General features: G+C 66.1%; 22 protein-coding genes and 2 tRNA genes. 10 read left to right on the top strand and 14 right to left on the bottom strand.

The annotated features are described in order from the left end of the window. The first annotated feature begins 204 nt into the window (after window positions 1-204). On the top strand, window positions 205-1,545 hold the full coding sequence (locus FHY09_RS04320; protein WP_166924540.1) for an MFS transporter: 1,341 nt from the start codon (window positions 205-207) through the stop codon (window positions 1,543-1,545). 310 nt (window positions 1,546-1,855) lie between these two features. On the opposite strand, the gene FHY09_RS04315 is transcribed toward FHY09_RS04320, so the two are convergent. Together FHY09_RS04315 and FHY09_RS04310 are read right to left on the bottom strand one after the other, a co-directional pair. Continuing rightward, a complete protein-coding gene (locus FHY09_RS04315) occupies window positions 1,856-2,635 on the bottom strand; it encodes a transporter (RefSeq protein ID WP_456362707.1) in 780 nt (259 codons plus the stop codon). A gap of 79 nt (window positions 2,636-2,714) precedes the next feature. Then, window positions 2,715-2,948, bottom strand: coding sequence for a DUF1653 domain-containing protein (locus tag FHY09_RS04310; RefSeq protein WP_166924538.1), 234 nt, complete (start codon window positions 2,946-2,948; stop codon window positions 2,715-2,717). 387 nt (window positions 2,949-3,335) lie between these two features. Between FHY09_RS04310 and FHY09_RS04305 the strand changes: the two genes are divergently transcribed. The 3 genes from FHY09_RS04305 (at window position 3,336) to FHY09_RS04295 (ending at window position 4,577) form a co-directional block, all read left to right on the top strand. Continuing rightward, window positions 3,336-3,539 carry a hypothetical protein gene (locus FHY09_RS04305; RefSeq protein WP_166924536.1) on the top strand — a complete coding sequence of 68 codons (204 nt, stop codon included), beginning with the start codon at window positions 3,336-3,338 and terminating at the stop codon, window positions 3,537-3,539. Between the two features lie 120 nt (window positions 3,540-3,659). Further along, window positions 3,660-3,863, top strand: coding sequence for a hypothetical protein (locus FHY09_RS04300; protein WP_166924534.1), 204 nt, complete (start codon window positions 3,660-3,662; stop codon window positions 3,861-3,863). 123 nt (window positions 3,864-3,986) lie between these two features. Further along, the gene (locus FHY09_RS04295; protein WP_166924532.1) at window positions 3,987-4,577 is read left to right on the top strand and encodes a DUF3011 domain-containing protein; all 591 of its coding nucleotides are present in this window, start codon (window positions 3,987-3,989) and stop codon (window positions 4,575-4,577) included. 96 nt (window positions 4,578-4,673) lie between these two features. On the opposite strand, the gene dxs is transcribed toward FHY09_RS04295, so the two are convergent. After that, window positions 4,674-6,575 (bottom strand): 1-deoxy-D-xylulose-5-phosphate synthase, encoded by a 1,902-nt coding sequence (gene dxs / locus FHY09_RS04290; RefSeq protein ID WP_166924530.1) that lies wholly within the window; start codon window positions 6,573-6,575, stop codon window positions 4,674-4,676. Window positions 6,576-6,686: 111 nt separating this feature from the next. Continuing rightward, a complete protein-coding gene (locus FHY09_RS04285; protein ID WP_166924528.1) occupies window positions 6,687-7,352 on the bottom strand; it encodes an HNH endonuclease in 666 nt (221 codons plus the stop codon). Window positions 7,353-7,473: 121 nt separating this feature from the next. Between FHY09_RS04285 and FHY09_RS04280 the strand changes: the two genes are divergently transcribed. After that, window positions 7,474-7,549, top strand: a tRNA-Ala gene (locus FHY09_RS04280). A 70-nt stretch (window positions 7,550-7,619) separates the two neighbouring features. Here the strand turns inward: FHY09_RS04280 and FHY09_RS04275 are convergent. Further along, window positions 7,620-7,793 (bottom strand): hypothetical protein, encoded by a 174-nt coding sequence (locus tag FHY09_RS04275; protein WP_166924526.1) that lies wholly within the window; start codon window positions 7,791-7,793, stop codon window positions 7,620-7,622. A 277-nt stretch (window positions 7,794-8,070) separates the two neighbouring features. Here FHY09_RS04275 and FHY09_RS04270 point away from each other — a divergent pair. The 4 genes from FHY09_RS04270 to FHY09_RS04255 all read left to right on the top strand — a co-directional run bounded on the left by FHY09_RS04270 (window position 8,071) and on the right by FHY09_RS04255 (window position 11,353). Continuing rightward, a tRNA-Phe gene (locus tag FHY09_RS04270) sits at window positions 8,071-8,146 on the top strand. A 134-nt stretch (window positions 8,147-8,280) separates the two neighbouring features. After that, a complete protein-coding gene (locus FHY09_RS04265; RefSeq protein WP_166924524.1) occupies window positions 8,281-8,826 on the top strand; it encodes a lipocalin family protein in 546 nt (181 codons plus the stop codon). Window positions 8,827-9,032: 206 nt separating this feature from the next. Further along, window positions 9,033-9,509: an LEA type 2 family protein gene (locus tag FHY09_RS04260; protein ID WP_166924522.1), complete on the top strand. Its 477-nt coding sequence runs from the start codon at window positions 9,033-9,035 to the stop codon at window positions 9,507-9,509. 56 nt (window positions 9,510-9,565) lie between these two features. After that, entirely contained in the window at window positions 9,566-11,353 is a 1,788-nt protein-coding gene (locus tag FHY09_RS04255) for an acyl-CoA dehydrogenase C-terminal domain-containing protein (RefSeq protein WP_166924520.1), read from the top strand. A gap of 28 nt (window positions 11,354-11,381) precedes the next feature. On the opposite strand, the gene FHY09_RS04250 is transcribed toward FHY09_RS04255, so the two are convergent. From FHY09_RS04250 to FHY09_RS04210, 9 genes are read right to left on the bottom strand one after another with little or no spacing between them, the layout of a single operon-like run. After that, a complete protein-coding gene (locus FHY09_RS04250; protein ID WP_166924518.1) occupies window positions 11,382-11,819 on the bottom strand; it encodes a hypothetical protein in 438 nt (145 codons plus the stop codon). A gap of 10 nt (window positions 11,820-11,829) precedes the next feature. Then, complete coding sequence (gene fdxA, locus FHY09_RS04245; protein WP_166924516.1) at window positions 11,830-12,168, bottom strand: ferredoxin FdxA; 339 nt, start codon at window positions 12,166-12,168, stop codon at window positions 11,830-11,832. Between the two features lie 28 nt (window positions 12,169-12,196). Next, the gene (locus FHY09_RS04240) at window positions 12,197-12,943 is read right to left on the bottom strand and encodes an SDR family oxidoreductase (RefSeq protein WP_208407557.1); all 747 of its coding nucleotides are present in this window, start codon (window positions 12,941-12,943) and stop codon (window positions 12,197-12,199) included. A 34-nt stretch (window positions 12,944-12,977) separates the two neighbouring features. Continuing rightward, window positions 12,978-14,537, bottom strand: coding sequence for a phytoene desaturase family protein (locus FHY09_RS04235; protein ID WP_166924512.1), 1,560 nt, complete (start codon window positions 14,535-14,537; stop codon window positions 12,978-12,980). After that, window positions 14,537-15,427, bottom strand: coding sequence for a diiron oxygenase (locus tag FHY09_RS04230; RefSeq protein ID WP_166924510.1), 891 nt, complete (start codon window positions 15,425-15,427; stop codon window positions 14,537-14,539). The genes FHY09_RS04235 and FHY09_RS04230 overlap by 1 nt, the downstream gene beginning before the upstream one ends. Window positions 15,428-15,475: 48 nt before the next feature. Further along, complete coding sequence (locus FHY09_RS04225) at window positions 15,476-15,742, bottom strand: acyl carrier protein (protein ID WP_166924509.1); 267 nt, start codon at window positions 15,740-15,742, stop codon at window positions 15,476-15,478. Beyond that, window positions 15,729-16,559, bottom strand: a complete 831-nt coding sequence (locus FHY09_RS04220; protein WP_166924508.1) for a MaoC/PaaZ C-terminal domain-containing protein — start codon at window positions 16,557-16,559, stop codon at window positions 15,729-15,731. The genes FHY09_RS04225 and FHY09_RS04220 overlap by 14 nt, the downstream gene beginning before the upstream one ends. Window positions 16,560-16,561: 2 nt before the next feature. Beyond that, entirely contained in the window at window positions 16,562-17,830 is a 1,269-nt protein-coding gene (locus FHY09_RS04215; protein WP_166924507.1) for a beta-ketoacyl-[acyl-carrier-protein] synthase family protein, read from the bottom strand. Between the two features lie 56 nt (window positions 17,831-17,886). After that, window positions 17,887-18,690, bottom strand: a complete 804-nt coding sequence (locus FHY09_RS04210; RefSeq protein WP_166924506.1) for a ferredoxin--NADP reductase — start codon at window positions 18,688-18,690, stop codon at window positions 17,887-17,889. Between the two features lie 623 nt (window positions 18,691-19,313). Here FHY09_RS04210 and FHY09_RS04205 point away from each other — a divergent pair. Further along, entirely contained in the window at window positions 19,314-21,848 is a 2,535-nt protein-coding gene (locus FHY09_RS04205; protein WP_166924505.1) for a Cache 3/Cache 2 fusion domain-containing protein, read from the top strand. The last annotated feature ends 71 nt before the right edge of the window (window positions 21,849-21,919 follow it).

Raw genomic sequence — 21,919 nt, 5'->3', positions numbered from 1 at the left:
CAGTCGGGCGACACCCGGAGTCGTCCCGCACCTCATGCACCGGCAGACCGCCATAGCCCGATGGTGTAACAGTGTTTCACGCCCGCCTCAGGTAAGGTACGTCCCTCGGCAACCATCGGCCGCTCACGCCCCCGCGCGTCAGTGCCCGCTGCCGGTTCCATGTCCCCGTTTCAAGGGACTCAACCCGAGGGCCCCGTTTCCCCCATGAGTACTTCCCACACCTTCGCCAAGGCGGACGCCACCGAGCGCGCCGCGCTGAAGCGTTCGATCTCCAATACCCTGAAAGGGTCTGCCGGCAATCTGGTCGAGTGGTACGACGTCTATGTCTACTCGGTCTTCGCCAAATACTTTGAATCGCAGTTCTTCTCGGCCGACGACAAGAATTCCACCCTGTACATCTGGGCGATCTTCGCCGCCACGTTCCTCATGCGCCCGATCGGTGCCTGGTACTTCGGCCGCTTCGCCGACCGGCATGGCCGCCGCCTGGCGCTCACCGTCTCTGTCAGCGTGATGGCGGCCTGCTCGTTCCTGATCGCCATCGCGCCCACGGCGGCATCCATCGGCATCTGGGCGGCGGTGATCCTGCTGATGGCCCGCCTGCTGCAGGGCTTCGCCACCGGTGGTGAATATGGCGCCAGCGCGACCTACATGTCCGAGACGGCCGTGCCGGGCTGGCGTGGCTTCCTGTCCTCGTTCCATTACGTGACCCTGGTGGGCGGCCACGTACTGGCCCAGGCCGTCCTGCTGGTCATGCTGCTGACGTGGGATACCTCGCACGTGACCGAATGGGGCTGGCGCGTGGCGTTCGGCATCGGCGGCATCGGCGCGCTGGTGGTCTTCTACCTGCGCCGGACCATGGATGAAACGCTGGAAACCAGCTCGATCGAGGCGGTGAAGGACGGCAAGGCCAAGGCGTCCGGGTCCATGCGCGAGTTGTTCGTGAACCAGTGGCGCCCGCTGCTGCTGTGCTTCCTGATCACCGCCGGCGGCACGATCGCGTTCTATACGTACTCGATCAACGGCCCGAAGATGATCCAGACGGCATTCGCCGGCGATGACGTGATCACTGGCACGATCCTCAACCTGGTACTGCTGACCTTCCTGATGGTGCTGCAGCCGGTGGGGGGCTACCTGTCCGACCGCATCGGCCGCAAGAGCCTGCTGGTGTTCTTCGGTGTGGGTGGCGTGCTGTACACGTGGTACCTGGTCACCGCCCTGCCGCAGCAGACCAATGCCTGGTCAGCCTTCCTGATCCTGGGCATCGGGTTCATCATCCTCACCGGCTATACGTCGATCAATGCGGTGGTGAAGGCCGAGCTGTTCCCGACCCACATCCGCGCACTGGGTGTCGGCCTGGGCTACGCGTTGGCCAATTCGCTGTTCGGCGGCACCGCGCCGCTGCTCTACCAGGGCGCCCTCAGCGGCGGTCACGTGGATCTGTTCATCATCTACACGACGGCGGTCATCGCGTTGTCGCTGGTGGTCTACATCTTCTTCCTGAAGAACAAGGGCCCCAACTGGCTTGACGGCACGCGCTCGCACTGACTCCGCGCCGCAGGACAACGACCCGAGGCCCGCATGGCGACATGCGGGCCTTTTTTCGCCTCGTCATCTTCGTGACGCGCCCTGCACAACCCGTGCACGGCGTCGATGCTGCCGTACGGGCAGGCTGAACACGTCCGCCAACCCCATGGCGCCCATCTATCCAGGAGTCCACATGAACACACCCGGCAAACCCAAGCCTACGTCCCGCCAGGGGCGCTACCTCATCATCGCCTTCGCGGTCATCCTGGTGATCCTGTTCATCACCCTGTTCGCGCCCTGGTGAGGCTCGGCCGAGGCACGTCGGCGTGCCTCAGCGCAGGTAGAACGACACGCCCAGCCCTGCCTGAAGGTCCGGGCTGTCGGCGTCCAGGCCCAGGTCAACGGATGCATCGAACTGCAGCCCGGCGCGTGGTGCCCAGATCACACCGCCTCCTGCGACCGATGTTTTCGGCTGTCCCCGTTCGCGGGTGAAGCCCGCCTCGAGGAAGCCTGACCAGCGCGGGTTGAACGTCATCGTCAGGCTGGGCGACCAGACCCCGGTCCAGTCACCATCGCCGCGGCTGTATCGTCCGTACAGGGCGCCGGTGATGCGTTCGCTGAAGGGGTACTCATAGGTGGCGGCCAGACTGTAGCGGCGACCGTCCGAAAATGCAGCCTCGCCCTTTGCCAGCGTCGTGCTGGCCAGCGCGGCCCAGCGTCCCGTATCGCCACTACCGGGCGCCCATTTGACACCGATTTCGCTGTCCCCGGCGCCCTCGATGTGCTGGCGTCCCGGGCCGCGCGCGTGCTCGCGCAGGCGCTGCCATGGCGTCAGCATCAGCTGCAGCTCCAGGGTCTGCGAAAGGCCTGTGCGCAGGGTCGCATCGGTTCCCAGCAGATCGCTGCGCACGCCGTCGCGATCACGGTCCCGCTCCCAGTCAGGCAGCCCCATTTCCACGGCCCAGGCGCCGCGCGCAACGGTGTCGGTGCCGATGCCCAGGCCGGGCCTGTCGAAGGACGGTGTCGCGTCAGCATCCTGCGCGGCGGCAGCGCAGGGAAGCAGGGGGGCGATCACCATCATGAGGCGGAGCAGAGGGGCGTGTGGGTGCATGTCGGTGCCTGTGGGCCAGCCGGGCCCGTGGGCGCCGAGCATGGTCCGTAGCGGAGCATGCGTCAACGCGCGTCCGTTTTCAGCCGGCGACAAGCGCGAAGCGTGGCTGTGGGCCATCCGGCCCGGTCACGGTTTCCACGAACATGGCGTAGGGGCGGACCCAGAGACCGCCCTCCCCGTAGAGTGCGCGGTAGAGCACCATCGGCTGCAGGGTTTCACTGCTGCGGACGATATCCACCACCTCGTACAGGCCGCCTTTGAAATGGCGATAGCGGCCGGGTTCGAGGTGGGGCAGGGGAGTCAGGTCGGACATGGCATGGACGCGCGTGGGGAACGAGGCCGGATTATTGCCGGCACCGCGCACGCGGTCCATCCGCGCACCGGGTCAGAACAGCGTGGCGCGCAGCAACTCTTCCATCAGGATCAGGTAACTGGCGACAAAGTAGAACTTGAGCAGCGAAGGACGCTGGAGCAGGTACGTACGCATGTGGAAGGGCCCCCTGTGTGACAGCAGTGTGAAGCGAGATTCTCACTGTGACAAGCGTCACGCAAGGGCCGTTCGGTGAACGCGTCAGCGAGGTGAGGACGCCGGCCGCCTTGACGTTTCCGACCCGTCCGATGGGGCCCACGCGGGCGGGTCTCTAGGCTGGATCCACGGTCGGAACGATTGGTCCACCTGCTTACCTACAAGGAGATTGCCGTGAATGTCATCGTTGAGCTCGTAGGCCCCTGCTGGCATGTCGTCGAAGCAGGCACGGACAGCCCGAGGCCGTTCAATTCCGGCGCCGAGGCGTTCGAAGCCGCGTCGCGCCTGGTGCGCGCAACCCCGCATCCGGCTGACAGCGGCGGTCGGATCACCGTTCGCGCATTCGGCGCCTCGGTGGAGGCGCTGGCAGTTGTCTGAGCATGTGATCAGAAAAACCTGATGGCGGTCACAAGTTGGGAGAGTTAGTGTTCGCTGCGGGCGCCGTGCGAGGCGCACGTATCCGCCCCTACTCCAACTCAATGCTCAAGGAACGAGACAATGCTGATCAGGGTCTGCAGTGAGGAGCGCCACTGGCGCGTGATGCATCCGGATCGCCCGGAAAGCCTCTCTTTCCACGATGGTACGGTCGCCTTTGACTTCGCTGACGCGATGGCGCGGACGCTGCACGAGCAGACCGGGCAGGCATGCGCTGTGCGCGTGGAAGTTAGCGAAGCGTACGTGGACACCGTCTGCTACGGGTGATGCCGGGGCCCATTCAGGTTCGGATCGGCTAGTTGAATGGCGGACGACCAGCGACCGATGTCGCGCTGGGCGTCGGGCGGAAGATCGTAGATGCTTTGCGCACTCTCCACGAAGGACGTTCCGATGCTCAAGGACATTGTTTCCCAACCTCGCCGCCCACACCTGCTGCCGGCACTCGCCGTGTCCCTCGTGGCCGGACTGGGAGCTGTCGGCGCGGCGCACGCGCAGTACTACGGCGGCGACCGCCATTACCAGGACGATCGGGACGGCGCGGTGCGCTGCGAATCGGTCGACCGCCGTACCCGTGAATGTCAGCTTGCAGGGCGTCCGCGGCTGGTGCGCCAGCTTTCGGGCACACCGTGCGTGGAGGGGCAGAGCTGGGGCTCCACGCGCAACGGCGTGTGGGTCAGCAATGGCTGCCGCGCGGAGTTCGTCGGTGAAGGGCGTGGGCGGCCCGGCCGTCCGGGACACGGCAACGGCTGGGGCGGCGGTCACGGTGGCAATGGCTGGGGCGGTGGCAACGACCGGGTGCAGCTGATCGACTGCGATTCCAATGACCGGCGCCAGCGCCGCTGCGGCGTCACCATCCGACAGGATGCCCGGCTGGTCCGTCAGAAATCCGGTTCGCCCTGCATCGAAGGGCAGACCTGGGGCTGGAACCGGGATGGCGTCTGGGTCAGCAATGGCTGCCGCGCGCAGTTCCAGGTGCGCTGAGCCGCGCCTCGCCTCGATCCGCCACTCCTACGGGCCGCGCGGTGCGGCCCGTTTCAGTTGCAGCGAAAGGCCGGTCCTCCTGGACCGGCGGGATCTTCAGCCTGCCGCGCTGAGAGGCACCTGCTGCAGCACCGGCCAGCGTTTGAGCACCGCCGCGCGGATGCCGGCTTCATCGATGCCCGCCTCCGCAAGAAGGTCCTCACGGCTGGCATGCGGCTGGTAACTGTCGGGCAGGCCCAGGTGCAGGAACGGCCGCAGCACGGCTTCGGCGCTGAGCAGCTCGGCCACCGCCGAACCGGCACCGCCGGCCACCACGTTGTCTTCGATGGTCACAAAGCCTTCGTGGCGCTCGGCAAGCGACAGCACGAGCGCGCGATCAAGCGGCTTGATGAAGCGCATGTTGACCACGGTCAGGCCCAGTTCGCGGCCGACTTTCTCGGCTGCCGGAACGGCACTGCCGAAGGCCAGCAGGGCCACCCGGCTGCCCTCGACCCGCAGTTCGCCCTTGCCGATCGGGAGGGTGGACAGATCGGTTCCGGCAGCCACGCCGGTGCCACTGCCCCGCGGATAGCGGACCGCGGCAGGACCGGGATACTGCAGTCCCGTGCTGAGCATCTGCCGGCACTCGCGTTCATCGGCCGGCGCCATGACCACCATGTGCGGCACGCAGCGCAGGTAGCTCAGATCGAGGTTGCCCGCGTGCGTGGAGCCGTCCGGGCCGACCACGCCCGCGCGGTCGATGGCGAACAGCACATCCAGCTTCTGCGTGGCGACATCGTGGATGAGCTGGTCGTAGGCGCGCTGCAGGAACGTGGAGTAGATCGCCACCACCGGCTTGCCGCCCTGCGTGGCCATGCCGGCGGCCAGGGTCACGGCATGCTGCTCGGCAATCGCCACGTCGAAATAGCGCTCGGGGTATTCCTTGCTGAAACGCACCAGGCCAGAGCCTTCGCGCATGGCCGGCGTGATGCCGAACAGGCGCGGCTCGGCGGCAGCGGCATCACACAGCCAGTCACCGAACACATCGGTATAGGTCGGCTTCTTCACGCCGCCCTTGGCGACCAGGCCCTTGACCGGGTCGAACGGCCCCACGGCGTGGTAGCCGATCTGGTCCCCTTCGGCCGGCTCGTAGCCTTTGCCCTTGGTGGTGAGGATGTGCAGCAGCTTCGGGCCCTTCAGGGTCCGCAGCGTTTTCAGCGTGGACACCACCGCCTGCATGTCGTGGCCATCGATGGGCCCGGTGTAATGGAAGCCCATTTCCTCGAACATCGTGGACGGCACGAACATGCCTTTCCAGTGTTCTTCCCAGCGCTTGACGAAGCGGGCGGGGTTGTTCCGTTTGTCACCGAGGATTTTCTTGCCACCCTCGCGCAACGCATTGAGCGTACGGCTGCCGGTGGCACGGCCGAGCACCTTGGTCAGGCCGCCGACCGCCTCGCTGATGGACATGTTGTTGTCGTTGAGGATCACCAGCAGGTTCGGCTCGGGCTCCATGCCGCCGGCGTGCATCAGCGCTTCGAAGGCCATGCCGGCGGTCATCGCACCATCGCCGATCACCGCCACCACGCGTCGCTCGTCGCCTTCACGCTGGCGGGCGATGGCCATGCCCAGCGCGGCTGAAATCGAGGTGGATGAATGACCGACGCCAAAGGTGTCGAATTCGCTTTCCTCGCGCTTGGGGAAGGGCGCCACGCCGTCCTTCTGCTTGACGGTGTGGATGGTGTCGCGACGACCGGTCAGGATCTTGTGCGGATAGGTCTGATGGCCCACATCCCACACCAGCTGATCGTGTGGTGTCTGGTACAGATAATGCAGCGCGACGGTCAGTTCGATCACGCCGAGCCCGGCGGCAAAATGCCCGCCGCTCTTGCCGACCGATTCGATCAGGTAAGCACGCAGCTCGTCGGCGATCGCCCGAAGCTCGGTTTCTTCGAACGTGCGAAGGTCATCCGGCGTCTGGATGCGCGAAAGGCGGGGATAGCGGGCTGAGTCGATCATTGGCTTCGGGCGGTAACTGACGACCCATTTTCACCGTCATTGGAGAGTGGGGCAAGCAAACGCCTGCGCGCGTGAGTACGCGGTGAGGAAACGCGGTTTTCAACGCACGATCTAGCGCTGCAGCTTGGAGCGCTTGGGCAGCTGGGCTTTCAGGAAGGCCATCTGGTCGGCAAGGATGTTTCGATTCGACAGAATCAGGTGCTCGATCCAGCTGGGCCTGAACGGCACGGCAAGCAGGGGCATGCCGGCCTGCTGCGGCGTGCGGTTGCTCTTGCGCGAGTTGCAGTGGAAACAGGCGGTGACCACGTTCTCCCAGACGTCGAGCCCGCCTTTGGAAAGCGGCATCACGTGATCGCGCGTGAGCACGGGGCGGGTGCCCTGCTGGCCGCAGTAAAGGCACAGGTGGGCATCGCGTGCGAACAGCGCCGTGTTGGTCAGCGTGGGCGTGGGATCCGGCGCCCGCGAGCGGGCGTGTCCCCGGGCAGCGATGATCGGATGCAGGTCCAGGCCGCTGCGCAGGCCACTGAGCCGGTTGGTGCCCCCGTGGATGTGCAGGCAAGGGTCGCCCAAGGTCCAGGCCACCGCATCGCGCGCGTAGAGGCAGGAGGCATGCTGCCAGTTGATCCAGTCCAGAACGCGACCGTGGGCGTCCAGGGAGAGCAGCCGCACGGTGCCGGGGGCATGGAGCGCGCCCGGGTCGGGCGAAGCGTCGGCGTCCGGAGCGGGAAACGCAGCTCCGGTATCGATCAGACCTGCTTGCGAGGTGTCTGTCTCCATCGGGAAAACAGCTTATACCTGATCCGTGACACTTTGTATAACCACCGCGTTGGCGCCTGCGTGCGGCGTGCAGGAGCACTTGGCAATGCGTGGGGGCTTGGTTATCATGGTTGCCTGCCGCGGGGCCATAGCTCAGCTGGGAGAGCGCGTCGTTCGCATCGACGAGGTCAGGAGTTCGATCCTCCTTGGCTCCACCACGGCACACAGTCAAGGCCCCGGGATCCCTCCCGGGGCTTTTTCATTTCCAGCGTGCCGGCGCCGCCTGGCTCAGGCCGGCTCGCCGCTGCCGTCCTTGCGATCCGGCCTCTTGGAATGCTCGTCGATCACGCGCTGGTCTTCCTGTCCGGGGCGCTGCTTGGCGACGTCCTGGTGATCCTGTGTCTGGCGGCTTTCCTGCACGCCGGCTTCGGCTTCTTCCTGGTTGTGCTTTTCATCGGGCATGGGAGATTCCTCGAGGTGCGGCGACCGGATGCCGCCGCAGGGTCCCGACGCTAGCGGGCCGAGCGTGATGCGGTGATCATGGCGACTGCGCGATCCGGCTGCGGTGATGCACCGCCGGCGTAGTCCGCGTGCAGAGGCGCAGGATCAAGCACTTGCCTTCAGCGCGCGGGCGCGAAGACACGGATGTGAAATTTTTTGTTCAAAAGGCTTGCCCAATCTGCGCAACCTCCGTAATATGCGCGTCCTCGGCAGCGACATCGCTGCCTGCAAAACAAGTGGCCGAGTAGCTCAGTTGGTAGAGCAGGGGATTGAAAATCCCCGTGTCGGCGGTTCGATTCCGTCCTCGGCCACCATCGTTTTTGAAGGGTCTGCAGAAATGCAGGCCTTTTTTTTTGCCTGCATGCCTACAGCTCTGCGTGCTGTCTTTCACGCATCGTGGCCGGTCCCGCGCCTACGCTCGATCCACCGGTTCCTGGAGCGCCCTGCGATGGACAACACACGCCTTTCCGCTCGCCTGGCGGCTGGGTTTTTCGTGGCAGCATGCAGCGCGCACGCGGCCGGCCCGGTGCGTTCGGTCGAGTCGCTGCAGATGGATCGTTACGCCGGGCAGTGGCATGAGATTGCCCACCTGCCGGTCTCGTTCCAGAAGAAATGCGTCGGTGACATCACCGCGACCTACAGCCTGCGCAGCGATGGGCGCATCACCGTGCGCAACGGCTGTCGCGTGGAAGACGGCGGCCGCGTAGAGGCCGAAGGCGTGGCGCGCCCGGTCGCCGGTGCGCCGGGCCAGCTGCAGGTGCGTTTCGCACCGCAATGGTTGTCGTGGGTGCCGCTGGTGTGGGCCGATTACTGGGTCATCGCGCTCGATCCCGAGTACCAATGGGCGATGGTCGGCGAACCGGACCGCAGATACCTGTGGATCCTCTCACGCGCACCGCGTATGCCGCGTGCCCGGTTGGACGCTTTGAAAGCGCGCGCTGAGGCAATGGGCTATGACCTGGCACCGCTGCGCGTCATGGCGCCGATCGACTGAGCCCGCCTGCGGGGCGCGATACCGTACAGAACGGCCTACGGTCCCAGCCGCCGATCCTGAGCGCACGCCGCGTCGCGCGCCGAGGCACGCACTGCTGCGGCGATCGCCCGAGTTACCCTTGAGCGACCTCCAGCGGTATCCGTGCAAGTCACCATACGCCGTAGTATCTTTCCCCCACGCACCTTCGTTCCAAAGGAAATGCGCCCATGTTCCACCGTGTCCGCACTGCCCTGTTCGTCCTCTCCGTGCTTGCACTGGCTGCGTGCAGCCAGGGGGTGGTCAAGCGGGTCTCAGAGCCCGCCGCCAGCCTGCAGCAGCTCACCGTCAATGCCGATGGCAGCTGGCAGGTGGCGCTGCGGCTGCAGAACTTCAGTTCCATGCCGATGCGCTTCGATGACGTGGCGCTGCAGCTGCGGATCGGCGACAGCCCGGCCGGCACCCTGGCAACGCGGCCGGACGTGTCCATCAGCGGGGTGTCGGCCGATGTGGTCCAGGTCACCTTGACGCCCAGTTCGGCCGCGCGCCTGGTGGTCGCCGACGCGCTGGCGGGCAACCGCACCCTGGCCTATTCGCTGGTGGGCACCGTGGCGGCCACGCCGGAAGATCGCAAGCAGCGCACCTTCCAGATCAGCAGCCGCAGCACCCTGAACCAGGCACCGGGCCTGCCCGGCGTACTGCGCTGACCCACGCACCGCCGCGGCGATCGGCCGCGCACCCACCTTTACCGAGGCACCTTCCGATGAGCAGTTACACCGCCCCGCTGACCGACCTCCGTTTTGCCCTGCATGACGTGCTGGAGGTCGAGCCGCTGTTTGCCCGCCTGGGTTTCACCGATGCCACCGCCGATGTGGTCGACGCGGTGCTGGAGGAAGCCGGGCGCTTCAGTGCCAGCGTGCTGGCGCCTCTCAACAGCATCGGCGATGAGATCGGCTGCGTGCTCGACCAGGCCACCGGGGAGGTCACTACGCCGGCCGGATTCAGGCAGGCCTACGATCAGTTCGTCGAAGGCGGCTGGACCGGGCTGACCGCGGCGCCGGAACTCGGCGGGCAGGGCCTGCCGCATACGCTGGGCGTGCCGCTCAACGAAATGATCAACGCGGCGAACCTGGCGTGGGGCAACTTTCCACTGCTTTCCCACGGCGCCATCGAGGCGCTCAAGCACCACGGTGAAGCCTGGCAGCACGAGGCCTTCCTCAAGCCGCTGATCGACGGGCGCTGGACCGGCACCATGTGCCTGACCGAGCCGCATTGCGGAACCGATCTGGGCCTGCTGAAGACCCGCGCCGAACCCAACGCCGATGGCAGCTACGCGATCACCGGCACCAAGATCTTCATCACCGCCGGCGAGCATGATCTCACTGAAAACATCGTGCATCTGGTGCTGGCCAAGCTGCCCGACGCACCGGCGGGCGCCAAGGGCATTTCGCTGTTCGTGACGCCGAAGTTCAAGGTCGACCGCGACGGTCGCGTCGGGGACCGCAATGCGCTGCGCTGCGGGTCCATCGAGCACAAGATGGGCATCAAGGGATCAGTGACGTGCGTGATGAACTTCGACGGCGCCGAAGGCTACCTCGTGGGCGAGCCGCACAAGGGTTTGCAGGCGATGTTCACCATGATGAACACAGCGCGCCTGGGCGTGGGTCTGCAGGGTATCGGCCTGTCCGAGCGCGCGTATCAGAATGCGCTCAAGTACGCCCGCGAGCGCCTGCAGTCACGCGCGCTGAGCGGTGCCAGATTCCCGGACAAGCCGGCTGACCCGATCCTGGTGCATCCGGACGTGCGGCGCATGCTGCTGACGATCAAGTCGCTGGTGGAAGGCAGCCGGTTGCTCGCACTGCACGCGGCCACGCTGATCGATGTCGCCCAGCGTGCGGAGGATGCCGAAGAGCGCCTGCGTGCGGACACGCTGGTGAGCTTCCTGACGCCGATTTCCAAGGCCTGCCAGACCGAGTGGGGCATCGAGAACACCTACAACGCGCTGCAGTGCTTCGGTGGCCACGGCTACATCCGCGAGCATGGCATGGAGCAGCTGGCCCGCGATGCGCGCATCACCACGTTGTACGAAGGCACGACCGGCATCCAGGCTCTGGACCTGATCGGGCGCAAGACTGCCGCCAGCCAAGGTGCGGGACTGAAGCTGTTCCTGGCCGAGATCGAAACGTTCGCGCAGGCGCACGCAGGCGATGCGTCGCTGGCCGAGTTCATCGCGCCGCTGCGGGAAAAAGCGACCGAGTGGGCGGCGCTTACGCGGCAGACCCTGCAGCGGGCCGCCACCAACCCGGACGAGCTGGGCGCGGCAAGCCACGATTACCTGTTCTATTCCGGCTATGTGGTGCTGGCGTACTGGTGGGCCCGCAGCGTAGCCGCCGCCGATGCCAGCGCACAGCCGGAGGCTTTCCGGCAGGCCAAGCGGGAGACGGCGCGCTTCTACTTCGCGAGGGTGCTGCCACGCACGCTTGCCCACGCGGCGGCGATCCAGGCCGGCGCCGAGAGCCTGATGGCCATGGACGACCTCCGTTTCGGCTGAGCCGCCGGTGCGCAGCTTCCTGGCCGCATCAGCCCGGAAGCTGCGCCCATCGGCCGACGACGCCGATCAGGAACACCCCGCCATACAGCAGGCAGACCGCCGAGCTGGTCCAGGCGAAGCGTTTGCTGCGTCCGTTGCCTGCCAGCACGAACGGCCCGATGACAGCGCGCAGCAGGAACACGCCGGTGATGGTCACCAGCACCGGCCGCAGGAAGGGTAGCGGGGCGATGAGCCCGGCCCCGGACAGTGCGTACGCGGACCACACGGCGAGCACCAGCGCGATCAGCGTGGTGGCCACCGCAGGGTAGCAATGCCCCGCCCGTGCCGCCGCCACGATTCGGTCGCCGGCGCCCGCCCACTGATAGCCGCGGGGACCCTGCAGGATCACCACCAGGTGCAGCAGCGCGGCGGCTGCGGTCAACGTGGCGGCGAGCACGAGTGCGGTTGCGCCAGGCAACAGGATCATCTGCGTGCCCTCAGTCCTGCATCGGCCCGTCATCGAGCAGCGCGAGGCGATCGCTGCGCCCGTGCCATTCCGCGTGTCCCGGCAAGGGCGCGAGGCGCTCCAGGATCACCGGCCAGCGTTGCGCCAGCGCCGCATTGAGCGCGAGGAACGGCTGGTTGCCGGCGTGCAGCGCGGTATCCGGCACGATCGCCTCTTCCGGGCACTCCGGCACGCACAGGGCACAGTCGATGCACTCGCGCGGATTGATGGCGATGAAGTTGGGTCCGATGTGGAAGGCATCGACAGGGCAGATGTCCACGCAGTCGGTGTGCCGGCACTGGATGCAGTTTTCGGTCACGACGTGGGTCATGGGCACTCTCCTGGACGTGGACGGTTTCTCATGCGGTCAGGCCTCCATCGATCACGAACGTCTGTCCGGTCAGGTAGCCGGCATTGGGCGAGAGCAGGAAGCTGGCCAGGGCTGCGACTTCGCTCACCTGGCCCAGGCGCTTGAGCGGAATGGAGGCGGTGATCGACTTGCGTATCGCAGGATCGATCTGTTCGACCATCTCGGTTGCGATGAACCCGGGGGCGATCGCATTGACGGTGATCCTGAAGCGCGCCAGTTCCACGGCAAGGGTGCGGGTGATGCCGATCATCGCGGCCTTGGTCGCCGCATAGCCGACCTGTCCCTTGTTGCCCTTCAGGCCGGTGACCGAGGACATCTGGATGATCCGGCCCGCGCGCGCCGGGGCCATGGCCGGCGCCATGCAGCGGCTGAAGAAGATCGCCGAATCCAGGTTGGTTGCCACTACATCGCGGTAGCGGTCGGTATCGAGCGTGAACAGCAACTGGTCACCGGTGATGCCCATGTTGTTGATCAGTCCGTAGGGCTCGCCGAAGCGTTCGATCAACTGGCTGCACGTGTGCTCGACGACGGCGGGATCGCGGCCGTCGCACCGCACGCCATGCGCTGTGCCGCCGGCCGCGGCCACCTCGTTTTCAAGGTGTCTGGCGGTGTCTTCGGAGGCATGGTAGGTGAAAACGACGCGGTAGCCTTCGGCGGCAAGCGCCTTGACCATGCCGCTGCCGATGCCCCGGCTGCCGCCGGTGACCAGCACCCATCGGGTCTCTGCTGAAGTCATGTCTTGCATCTGGATTTCCTGGTTGGACGCTGGATCAAAGCGGGGTGCGCGGCGCCTGGCGTGCGCCCGGGTCTGGCCGCACCCATTGCCCGGCTTTCATTTCGGCGTAGCCGAAGGCGGCTTCGTAGCTGGGACCGGCCACCCAGGCGCTGAGGAAGTGCACGCCCTGCACGGGGAAGCCATGGTGGAAGGTGTGGCCGGTCAGGCGGGTGCCGACCATGGCCCCGTAACCCGAACCGTCGGTGTTGTTGGTGAAGCGGGTATAGGTGTGCGGCGTGGCGACCTCGGTGTGCAGCACGCGGCCGCGCAGGCCGGGCGCGTGCTGCAGGAGGCGCTCGACCAGCACGGCGGCGGCACGGGCCTTTTTTTCCCGATAGGCCGGCGTGCGCCGTTGCGGCCAGTGGGCCGCCATGTCCAGGACGTTCAGGCAGAGCACGTTGCCGCCCGCCGGATCGAGGGCTTGATAGTTGGTCACCTCCATCGGTGAGCACGCCCAGAACGCATGCTCGCTGGCCGCTTCGGGCGCATGCGGAGCACGGGCCGCACTGCGCGCGGCGGCCGCCGCGCCCGGGTCCTCGGCGAACAGCATCGATTCGGTGTGCGGCAGGCCCAGCTCTCCCGGTGCCACGTCGGTGACCAGGTAGACCGTCGTGGTGGAGCGGGCGGGCGTGAGGGCCTCCAGCCTCGCGCGCGTGGCGTCCAGCGCCACCTCGTCACCGAACAGGCGGGCGACGGAGTAATGCGGGCAGGCGTTGACGTAGACCCGGTCGGCATGGAAGGTGCCGCGGCGGGTGCGGACCCCGGTGACCTGGCCGCCGCCTTCGGTGAGGATCTGTTCAACCGCCGTGCCGAGCAGGATCTGGCTGCCTGCATCGGTGATCTGTCGTGCCAGCAGATTGGACAGGTGCTGCGAGGCGCCGGTGACGTAGGCATTGCCGCGGCACAGCGTGGCGTACACCACGTGCAGGTAATACAGATAGCCGAGATCTTCCGGATGGCCGCCGACATAGATGCCCGGGGCAGCCAGCACTTCGATCAACAGGGGATCATCGACCAGGGCACGCAGCCCCTCGTAGACCGTCCTGGACTTGAGGTGGCGGTGGGCGTAGCGCAGTTGCGCCATGTCCGGCTCGAAGCTGCCGTCCTGGATCTGGAACTGATGGTAGCCTGTGCGACCGTGGGTGAGCACATGCTCGAAGAACGTGGCGATGCCGGCGGCCTCGTGTGGAAAACGCGCCGTCAGCAGCGCCTGCACGCCGTCCCCCTCGTTGGGCAGTACCAGCGTCCGGCCTGCACAGCAGGCCTGGAAGTAATCTGCCGGCCTGATCAGTCCCAGCGCGTCCTCCAGCCCCAGCTCGCGCAGGATGCGCAGCAGATTGCCTTCCTCGTCCATGCCGCTGAGTTTGTGCAGGCTGCAGTCGAAGGTCGCCTCCACCCGTGGCCGGGAGAAGGTGGAGGCGTATCCGCCCGGTACGATGTGCTTGTCGAGCAGGAGCAGGCGCAGCGCGGGGTCGCGCTTCACCAGCAGGGCCGCGCACGCCAGGCTGGTGATGCCGGCGCCGACGAAGATGGCGTCCCAGCGTTGCGTGGTCATCAGCGCAGGCCCAAGGTGTCCATCCACGCATACAGCGCGGAGAACCGCTCGGTGTTCAACCGCGCGTTGTGCTCCGAACGCCACACCGACTCGATCGCCTCGGCATCATCGGTACGGATCGGAAATTCGAACGAGGTGTGCAGCGCGATTTCGGGATTGTAGGTGTACATGTCGATCAGGCGCGGAAAGATCTGCCGGCACATCGCCCGCACCTGGTCGGCCTCCTGCGGGGGCGCCGCCTCGAAGTACGACTCGGCGATCCAGCGGCCGAAGGCGATATGGCGTGCTTCATCGTGATGATGCTCGCGGAACAGGGTGCGGGTCATCGGCTCGATGCCGGCCCCCTGGCTGGTGTGCATCGCCCCGATTTCCGCCACCCATTCGATCAGCAGCGTGAACAGGACGCCGACCGGCGGCGGCAGCGTGGGCAACGTCTCGGTCAGCAGCACGTACAGTCCCTGCGGCGGCTGGAACAGGGGCAGGCCGGCCTTTGCCATGAACCGCTTGAAGGTCAGCGTGTGGACGATCTCCTCTTTGGAGAAGATCATCAGGTACTCCTGCAGGTCCGGCGAGATCCGCGCGTGGTCACGCGTGATGTAGCCCATGTAGAGAGGCGGAATCGCCTGCTCCAGCCAGATGAACATGGAGATGTCACGGGCCGTTTCCAGCCAGGCCAGTTCGAGTCGCTCGCGTTCGCCCAGCGCCGAGGCGAAGGGGGTGCCGGCGATCCAGAGGTGATCCAGGTTCTTGGGTGCCAGTGCCTTGTCGATCGGCTCGTTCCACGGCAGCACCGTGGCATGGTCCATTGTCTGCAGGTGCGAGGCTTCGCTGAGCCGACGTACTTTCTCGAGCCGGGACGGCATCAGCGGGAGGAGGGGCTGGGTCTGCATGGGAGTCCTTTTGTGGCGCGTCGGGGGATCGGGGGGTGGCACCCGCGCTCAGGCGGGCGTGTCGGCGGCCCGGCCCAGTTCGAGGATGTACTCGCAGAGCGCCCTGAGCGTGCTGATGTCGCGGCTGGCGAAGGCCGCCGGGTCCATGACCACGTTGAGTTTCTTTCGTGCGACCACCTGCATTTCGACGAAGTCCAGGCTGTCCAGGTCCAGCGACTCGATCGTGCTGTCCAGGGTGATGGGCCCGATCTCGTCGTCCTTCAGTTCCAGGATCAGGTCGCGGATGACATCGAAAACGGATTCAAGCGTGTTCATGGGTAAGTTTCTCAGGTGTGGGAGCCAGCTTTCTGATCAGCAGGCCCAGGGTGATGGTCATGACGTGGCGCTGCTGCAGGAAGACGCCGAGCTCCAGCGTGCCTACCGCTTCTTCGTCATGTTCGATCAGGTCGATGTTGTCGATCTGGTAATCGACGATGGGAGGAAGTTCGCCGGCCACGCACAGGTGATCGGCGAATACGGTCTGGTGCGTGGTCTGCACCAGCAGGTGGCTGGTCAGGTCCTGGATGTGCTCCAGCTGTTCGTCCAGTCGCAGTGCCGGTCCCAGCTGGTCGAACACGGCGCCGATGCGATAGCGCACGAAGTCACCGAAGACCAGGGCATCCAGCGCCACCCAGGGATCCAGCTGCCGGCCCAGGCCGCCGTAGAACTGACGCAGCCAGGCCTGTGTTTCGCTGACCAGCAGGGTGATCCGCCGCGCGTCCGAATCCCACGCCGGGCGCTCGACGCGGCGCACGTTGCCGGTGAAATTGTCGGCCTGCGTTGCGCCGGGCTGCAGCTTGAACGCGATGCGATCGGCGCGGTGGGTCATGACCAGGTTCACCGGGCGGTCGCGCAGCACCGGTGCCTTCAACAGCGATCTGAACTGGATCCAGGTCGCGTTCTCCGGGCCGGGTTCGGACGCTGCTGCACGCCCCAGCGCCTGCTTGACCGGCAGCATCGCCAGCATGCCGTGGACCACCACGTCGGCGGCGTGCATGCGCCTGGCGGCCGCACGATCGAAGTGGATCGGATTGCGGTCGCCTGACAGGCGCGCCCAGTCCTCGATGGCCTGGCTGTCGAAACGAAGGTCCATCGTTACTCCGCCCGGGCGATCATCACGCCCGCGTTGGCGCCGCCAAAGCCGAAGCTGAGGTTCAGCGCGTGGTTGATGGACTGGCCGGTCAGGTGGGTGTTGGCCACATAGTTCAGGTCGCACTGCGGGTCGGGACGGTCCAGGTGGATCGTCGCGGGGATGGTCTGGTGTTCGATGGCCTTCAGGCACAGCACCGCCTCCAGGGAGCCGGCCGCACCGATCAGATGGCCGGTATAGGACTTGGTGCTGGACATGGGAATGCCATAGGCGGCCTGTCCCAGCGCCTCCTTCACCGCATTGGTTTCATTGACGTCGTTGAGCGGGGTGGAGGTGCCGTGCAGGTTCACGTAGTCGATGTCCTCGGCCGCGATGCCCGCCTGCTCGCATACGCGTCGGATCACGTGCACACGGGCCTGGAGGTCTTCGGCCGGGGCGGTCATGTCGTAGGCATCGGAATAATTGGCATACCCGGTGATCTCGCCAAGAATGCGCGCGCCGCGCTCGCGTGCCAGTTCGTAGTCCTCCAGGCACAGCACCGCCGCGCCTTCGGACAGCACGAACCCGCTGCGATCCAGGCTGAAGGGACAGCAGGCGCGCCGGATATCGTCCTGCTCCTTGCTGAGCGCCTGCATGACATCCACCGACCAGACGTTGAACTGTTCCTTCAGCGATTCGCTGCCGCCGGCCAGCATGATCCTGGCGCGTCCGCTGCGGATCGTCTCGTAGGCCTCGCCGATGGCGACGGTGCCGGTCGCGCATGCGGCCACCGGACTGTTCTGCACGCCACGGAAATTCCAGTTCATGGTCACGCCGGCGGTAGCGGCGTTGCACATGGACATGACCGTGGCGAAGGACGTCGCGACCCCGGTCTGCTGATAATCGTTGTTGTTGGCGTTGGCGGTATCCAGGCCGCCCCAGCCGGTGCCCAGGATCACCCCGCGCTCGAACGGCGAGGCGATCTCGTCAAGGTTCGCCTCGCCAAAGGCCATGCGCAGCGCTTCGTCGCTTGCGACCAGACAGTATTTGGCGAAGAGCGGCAGCATTTTCGAGGTCTTCTTCGGAAACCGCCGCATCTGCTCACGACCGAACGCGTCGATGAAGCCGAAGTAGCGTGCGGTGATGCTCGGGTCGGCCAGCGTGTAGCGCTTGTAGCCCACGCGATAGGCCATGATGTTTTCCCAGATTTCATCGGCCGTAGCGCCGAGGGCGCACATCGCGCCGTAACCGGTGATGGCGACCCGGCGTGGGGACTGTGTTGCGGAAATAGGCATGAGGTTTATGTCCTGCGATGAGAGCACGGGGGGCGCCACGCCGGTTGGAACCGGCATCAGGCGTCGGCGAAGGCGCGTTCGACCACGTAATCGCCTGCAACGCCGCGACCCGGGGAAATACAGAAGCCGCGGGCATCCAGCAGCGCCCGGGTATCTGCCAGCATGTGGGGGCTGCCGCACAGCATCAGCCGGTCGGTGGCGGGCGACAACGCAGGCAGGCCCAGGTCGTCGGTGAGCCTGCCACTGGCGATCAGATCGGTGATGCGTCCCTGGTGGATGAAAGGTTCGCGGGTGATGGTGGGGTAATAGTCGAGTTTCCGGCGCACCGCTTCGCCGAGATACTCGTGCTGCGGCAATACCGTCTGCAGATAATCCCGGTAGGCGAGGTCGCTCAGGGTGCGGGTGCCATGTACCAGGACGATTTTCTCGAAAGCGTCATAGGTTTCCGGCGCACGGACCAGGCTGAGAAACGGGGCCAGCCCGGTCCCGGTGGCGAGCAGGTAGAGCACGCGGCCCGGGCGCAGGTCGGAAAGCACCAGCGTTCCGGTCGGCTTGTTGCCAACCACCACCGGATCCCCGGGCTGCAGGCATTGCAACGCGGTGGTGAGCGCGCCGTCCGGCACTTTGATGCTCAGGAATTCCAGATGGTCTTCGTAGCTCGCACTGGCAACGCTGTAGGCCCGCCGCGGTGTCTGTGCCGGGGACGGCAACCCGAGCATTACAAACTGACCACTTTCAAATCGAAAAGAAGGCGACCGCGTCGTGGTGAAGCTGAAAAGGCTCTCATTCCAATGGTGGACGGTCAGCACGGACTCGATTCGATTCGACGTTCCTGCAGCCGAGACCGAAGCGGCGGCCATTGTCGCGCTGTTGGCGGGTTCAGTGCGTAAAGCGTCTTGAGAGCGCATCAAAATGTGACTTCATCAATGCAGGGAATGAGACCTTAGTGCTGCAATTGAACTAAAAGTGGGCTGTCAGTCACATTATCGGAGGTTAATATCACGACGTAATGTTCAAAGCGTCATGAGTGGTTTTTAGTAAAACAATATGTCGCATTATCCTGCGCTGCTTGACTGACCGATGCGCGACGACAAACGGGCGTCTGATGTGAATACGTCACACGTGGTCAATGGCGATCTACGTGCGGGGTCCTGGCGGAGGTCATCGCCTTGGACAGGGAGCGCCCGACGTGGCCAGCCCGGAGAACGCGGGGCTGGGCGCAGGAGCCCGTCGTCGAATGCGGCGCGCAGTCCGCTGCACGCTCCGGGGTGCGGCGGATCGGCGGGGTCGTGCAGCCTCCAGATGGGTTCATGCTGAATCGACGTTCCGCTTTGTGATCAGTCTTCGCCGCAGACCACTTGAAGAACAAGGAGTTGCGTGCCGGCTGCAGGGAAGCGTCCGCCATCAGGCCGGGGTAAAGAGGACAAGATCGGTGCCGATAAATTTGTGACGCAACGCACCCTTCCACTTCCCAGAGCCTCCGATGACGACGCCTGCCGCCACCGCTTCCTCCTGGTCCATCTCCCGACGCCTCGCGGTACTGATCGCACTGGTCACCGCCGTGGCGTTCCTTCTCCTGGCCCTGCTCATCTATCGCCAGACGGCTGCCAGTTACCAGGCACGCGTAGAGGCAGGGCTGGCCACGGCGACCGCCCTGATGCGCGATTCGGTGGCGCTCTATGACCGCAGCCTCACTGACAGCACCCGCGATATGGCCGAACTGTTCGTGGCCTCGCTGCCGCAGGGCGAGCCCTCGCTGGATGCTTCGGCCCCGGTCACGGTAGGCGAGCGGACGCTGCCCGCCCTGCGCCTGGGCGCCACCACGCTGGCGCTGGACAACGCGGCAGTAGACGCCTTCGCCAAAGCGACCGGCGGGGTGGCCACGGTCTTCGTGCGCGATGGGGACGACTTCGTGCGCATTGCCACCTCGCTGCGCGATGCCGCTGGCGAGCGCGTGCTGGGGACGGCGCTGGATCCCGCCAATCCGGCCCTTGCGCGCGTGAGCGCGGGCGAGGACTTCAGCGGGCCGGCACACCTGTTCGGTGCCGATTACATGACCTACTACAAGGCGCTGAAGGATGCTTCGGGCGCGGTGGTCGGGATCGCATTCGTGGGCCAGGAGCAGGGCACCGGGCTGGCCGCGCTGAAGGCCAGCGTGCGCGCCGCCACCCTCGGCCACGAAGGCTATTTCATGGCCCTCGACGTGCGTCCGGGCGCCAATTACGGCAAGGTCGTGGCCGCCGAATCCGGCGAAGGCAGCACGCTGCTGGAGCGCATCCCGGCCGACCAGCAGGCCGTGCTGGCGTCCCTGCTGCAGGGGCAGCGGCAGCAGGGCACGCTGACCCTGCGCGATGGAAACGGCGTGCCGCGCACCTATTTCGTCTCGGCCCAGGGGCATGCACCGTGGCGCTGGATGGTGCTCGGGCTGGAGCCGCAGTCAGTGCTGCAGGATGTGCTGCGCACGCTGCTGCTGAAGATCGCGCTGATTTCGGTGCTGGCGCTGCTGGCGGTGGTGGCGGTCACCACGCTGGTGATGCGGCGCCTGCTGACCCGGCCGCTGCTGCAGGCCGAGCAGGTGGCCCGTGACGTGGCGGCGGGACGCCTGGACCGTGATGTTCCGGTACGTCGCCAGGACGAGGTCGGCCGGCTGTTCACCAGCCTGCAGCAGATGCAGCACAAGTTGCGGGAGATCACCGTAGAGCAGGACGCCATGGCACGGCTGCATGCCGGCGGCACCATCAGCCATCGCATGGACGCCACGCGTTTCGACGGTGCGTTCCGCCGCATGGTGGAGGGCAGCAATGCGCTGGTGGACGCCCACATCCGCACCAAGTTCGACATGGTCGAGCTGGTGCAGGCGTACGCCGAGGGCGACCTGTCGCGCTCGATGGAGGCGCTGCCAGGTGAGAAGGCGCGCATCAGCACGGCCGTGAACGGCGTGCGTGATCGCCTGCACGGGATCAATGGCGAGATCCGGCGACTGGTCACGGCGGCGGCCAATGGGGACTTCAGCGTGCGCGGCGATGCCATGGCCTTCGACCACGATTTCCGCCGCATGATCGAAGGGCTCAACACGTTGATGACCACCTTCGACCACAACCTGTCACGGCTCTCGGACCTGCTCGGCAACCTCTCCCGGGGCGACCTGCGCCACCGCATGGAAGGGGATTTCCGTGGTGTCTTCGCCGGCATGCGTGATGATGCCAATGAAACCGTGGCCCAGCTGGGCGGCATCATCGCGGGCATCCAGGCATCGGCCGATGGCGTGGCCTCGGCGGCGGGCGAGATCGCCGCATCGAGCGAAGACCTTTCGCGGCGGACCGAGCAGCAGGCCGCCAGCCTGGAAGAGTCGGCCGCTTCGATGGAGGAAATGACCTCCGTCGTGCGGCAGAACGCCGGCCATGCCGAGCGTGCCGATCGCCTTGCGCAGCAGGCCAGCAGCGTGGCAGTGGACGGGGGCAATGCCGTGCAGCAGGTGGAACGGACGATGGGCCAGATCCAGGTCGCGTCGCGGCGCATCGGCGACATCACCGCGGTCATCGATGGCATCGCGTTCCAGACCAACATCCTTGCGCTCAATGCGGCCGTCGAAGCCGCGCGCGCCGGTGAAGAAGGCCGTGGTTTCGCGGTGGTGGCCAGCGAAGTGCGGTCGCTGGCGCAACGTTCCGCGCAGGCCGCCAAGGAGATCAAGACGTTGATCGAGGATTCGCTGTCCAAGGTCGACGCGGGGACCGGACAGGCCGCGCAGGCCGGCCAGACCCTGCGCGAGGTGGTCGGCGCGGTGGACGAGCTGAGCCAGGTGATCGCGGAAATCGCCGCGTCCTCGCGCGAGCAGGCGGCGGGCATCGAACAGGTCAACCAGAGCATCGTGCAGATGGACAGCGTGACCCAGCAGAATGCCGCCCTGGTGGAGGAAGCGTCGGCCTCGGCGCGCGCGATGACCGAGCAGGCCGGACGGTTGCGCCAGGCGGCCTCACGCTTCCGGCTGGCGCGCACCGGGGCGGCGGCAGCGGTCTGATCTCCAGGCGGCTGCAAAGAAACTGCAATGCAGTCGCCCTACCGTGCACGCTGCGCGCTTTGTTCCTTTTT

The sequence above is a fragment of the Xanthomonas sp. 60 genome, assembly GCF_011761925.1.
Note: the sequence above shows the minus strand (reverse complement) of the source record. Positions and strands in the feature narration are given on the sequence as shown.